This window comes from Sphingomonas sp. LH128 (assembly GCF_000293195.2).
Lineage (GTDB): Bacteria > Pseudomonadota > Alphaproteobacteria > Sphingomonadales > Sphingomonadaceae > Novosphingobium > Novosphingobium resinovorum_A.
In genome coordinates this window covers 1-3165 of sequence record NZ_ALVC01000180.1, presented here as the reverse complement: position 1 = coordinate 3165, position 3165 = coordinate 1, and the positions used below count along the sequence as shown (strand labels likewise).

The window sequence follows — 3165 nt, the reverse complement described above, 5'->3', positions numbered from 1 at the left end:
GCGCGCCGCAGCGGCGGCGTCGGGGCAGAAGAACGGGTTGCCCGCGATCTCGGCTTCGTCGAACTTGCCCGGATCGATCATGTCGCCGCCGATCTCGGAGACGTAGGCGAGGATCTTGACCTCGGGGATTACCAGCCGCGCCACCGCGCCCGCCGCCACGCGGCTGGCGGTCTCGCGCGCCGAGGAGCGCCCGCCGCCGCGATAGTCGCGGAAACCGTACTTGGCGTCATAGGCGTAGTCGGCATGGCCGGGGCGATAGGCGACGGCGACCTCGGAATAGTCCTTGGAGCGCTGGTCGACGTTCTCGATCATCAGGCTGATCGGGGTGCCTGTCGTCCTGCCTTCGAAAACGCCCGAGAGGATGCGGACCTGGTCCGGCTCCTGCCGCTGGGTGGTGAACTTCGACTGGCCGGGACGGCGCGCGTCGAGGAAGGGCTGGATCACGCCCTCGTCGATCGCGAGGCCGGGCGGGCACCCGTCGACGACGGCGCCGATGGCGGGTCCGTGGCTCTCACCCCAGGTGGTGAAGCGGAAAAGGCGGCCGAAGCTGTTCATGCTCATGGTGCCTCGCGCCTTGTCGGGAATCGCGCGATTTGTCCAGTGGAGCGCTGATTGTGGTCGAAGCGGCTGCGATCTTCCCGAAGCGGGACAAATCGCAAGTCACAATGGCGCTTTTGATCACTTGTACAACCGATTGCGGCGATGCAGGGAGCGCAAATGTTCCTTGTCCTTTTCCGCAACCGCAAGCGCGCCGACATCGACGTTGACGCTTATATCCACGACGCCGTCGCCATGGAGGCGATGGCCGCCGAGCAGCCGGGATTCCTGTTGTTCCGCAGCTATACGGCGGACGACGGCGAAGTGCTGTCGATGTCGGAATGGGAGAGCGCGGAGCACGCCGCCGCCTGGGCGCGCAATGCCGAGCATCTCATGGTCCAGCGTCGCGGCATGAAGGAATATTACGAGAGCTACACGCTCTACACGTGCGATATGCCCAAGGTGCAGCGCTTCGACATGAAGGCAAGGCTGCCGGGCTGATCGGCCCCATGTTCTTGCCGGTATGCATCGCGCGCGGCTTGGTGTATCGCCGCGCGTGAAGCAGGCTCCTTACCGTAACTTGTGCCTGCGTTTCAGGGCGATAGGTACGGCATGGCGATCGAGTTCTACGGCATCCCCAACTGCGACACGGTGAAGAAGGCGCGTGTCTGGCTTGACGCGAAGGGGATCGCGTACACGTTCCACGACTACAAGAAGGAAGGCGCGGACCCGGAAAAGCTCGCGGCGTGGATCGACGCCGCCGGGCTCGACAAGGTGCTGAACCGCGCCGGGACCACCTTCCGCAAGCTGCCCGATGCCGACAAGGCCGACCTCGACGCCGAGAAGGCGACTGCGCTGATGGCCGCCAATCCCAGCACCATCAAGCGGCCGGTGGTGGAATATCCCGGCGGCATCCTCGTCGGCTTCAAGGAGCCGGAATGGGCGGCGGCGCTGGCCTGATTCGGGGACTGTTTCGGGGGCCGGGGCAATGAACACCGTCGAATGGATCGCGGCCGCGCTCGGTCTTGCCAACATTGCGCTGCTGGTGCGGCGCAGCGTGTGGAACTATCCGTTCGGCATGGCCATGGTGGCGCTCTACGTCGCCGTGTTCTTCGAGGCGAAGCTCTACGGCGAGGCGGGGCTGCAGGTCTTCTTCTTCGTGGCGCAGGGGTGGAGCTGGGTGCTCTGGCTGCGCGCCGCGAAGACCGGCGGCGAGGGCGACGACCGCGTGCCCGTTCGCCTGCTGAGCAACCTCAGCCGCGTCGTCTGGCTGACGGCGACGGCGGCGTTGGCGCTCAACCTCGGCTGGGTGATGCACCGCTTTACCGATGCCTCGCTGCCTTACGCCGACACCGCGATTGCCGGGGCCAGCATCGCCGCGCAGATCCTGCTCGCGTTTCGCCGCATAGAGAACTGGGTCTTGTGGATCGCCGTCGATATCGCGTCCATCGCAGTCTACGTTCACAAGGACTTGTGGGCGACGGCGGGGCTTTACGTCGTATTTCTCCTGATGTCGGTGCTGGCCTTGCGGGAATGGATCGTCGCCTACAGGACACAGGCATGAAGACCGTCTGCCTCCACGGCGCCGAGAGCACCGGCAAGTCCGTGCTGTGCGAGCGCCTGCTCGTCACGCGCGGCTGGCCGTTCGTGCCGGAGTACGGCCGCACCTACTGCGAGGAAAACGGCATCGACCTGACGATGACCGACCTTCTCGTCATCGCCGAGGGGCAGGCCCGGCACAATCGCCGGGCGCTGTCGGACGACGACGGCGCGCCGGTCCTGCTGTTCGACACCGACCAACTGATGACCGCTGCCTGGGCGCAGATGCTGTTCGGCGAAGTACCCGAAGCCCTGCTGGCCTATCCCAAGGCCGACCTCTACCTCCTGTTCGAGCCCGACGTGCCCTGGCAGGAGGACGGCACCCGCTTTTTCGGGACCGATGATACCCGCACCCGCTTCGCTGCGCTGGCCGAGGACATGCTGGTGCGTGCCGGGGTGACCTTCGTGCGCATCGCCGGAACCTGGGCCGAGCGCGAGGCGAAGGCCGTGGCGGCGATCGAGGGGGTGCTGGGGTAAGGTCCCCAAATCCTCCCTGTCGCGCAGCGATGGGGAGGGGGACCGCTCGCGTAGCGAGTGGTGGAGGGGGAGAGGCCCCTCCGTCAGCCCTGCGGGCTGCCACCTCCCCATTCCTTCGGAACAGGGAGGATTTTGCGGTCAGGCCGCCAGCACCGGGCTGGCAAGGAACGGCAGCGTTTCGCGTGCCTTGCCTTCGTAGGTCGAGATCGTGTCGCCCTGCGCCATCGTCAGGCCCACTTCGTCGAGGCCGTTCAGCAGGCAGTGCTTGCGGAACGGATCGATCTCGAACGTGAAGCGATCCTGGAACGGCGTGGTCACCGACTGCGTGTCGAGGTCGATGTCGATCGTCTCGTCCTGCGCCACTTCCATCAGGCGATCGATCGCCTCCTGCGGCAGCGCCACGGTGAGGATGCCGTTCTTGAAGGCATTGCCCGAGAAGATGTCCGAGAAGCTCGGCGCGATCACGCAAGTCACGCCCATGTCGAGCAGCGCCCAGGCGGCGTGCTCACGGCTGGAGCCGCAGCCGAAGTTGTCGCCCGCGATGAGGATCGG

6 protein-coding genes are annotated in these 3165 nt (G+C 66.0%); 4 read left to right on the top strand and 2 right to left on the bottom strand.

From position 1 onward, the window contains the following. A partial coding sequence (gene aroC, locus LH128_RS15315) for a chorismate synthase (RefSeq protein ID WP_008830562.1) occupies window positions 1-561 on the bottom strand: 561 nt, incomplete at its 3' end. A 156-nt stretch (window positions 562-717) separates the two neighbouring features. On the opposite strand from aroC, the gene LH128_RS15310 reads away from it, so the two are divergent. From LH128_RS15310 to LH128_RS15295, 4 genes are all read left to right on the top strand, one after another. Further along, entirely contained in the window at window positions 718-1038 is a 321-nt protein-coding gene (locus LH128_RS15310; RefSeq protein WP_008830561.1) for an antibiotic biosynthesis monooxygenase family protein, read from the top strand. A gap of 111 nt (window positions 1039-1149) precedes the next feature. After that, window positions 1150-1497, top strand: coding sequence for an arsenate reductase (locus LH128_RS15305; RefSeq protein WP_008830560.1), 348 nt, complete (start codon window positions 1150-1152; stop codon window positions 1495-1497). A 28-nt stretch (window positions 1498-1525) separates the two neighbouring features. Further along, entirely contained in the window at window positions 1526-2101 is a 576-nt protein-coding gene (gene pnuC, locus LH128_RS15300) for a nicotinamide riboside transporter PnuC (RefSeq protein WP_008830559.1), read from the top strand. Then, the gene (locus LH128_RS15295) at window positions 2098-2613 is read left to right on the top strand and encodes an AAA family ATPase (RefSeq protein WP_008830558.1); all 516 of its coding nucleotides are present in this window, start codon (window positions 2098-2100) and stop codon (window positions 2611-2613) included. The genes pnuC and LH128_RS15295 overlap by 4 nt, the downstream gene beginning before the upstream one ends. 138 nt (window positions 2614-2751) lie before the next feature. On the opposite strand, the gene leuD is transcribed toward LH128_RS15295, so the two are convergent. Beyond that, on the bottom strand, window positions 2752-3165 hold a 414-nt coding region (gene leuD, locus LH128_RS15290), incomplete at its 5' end, for a 3-isopropylmalate dehydratase small subunit (protein WP_008830557.1).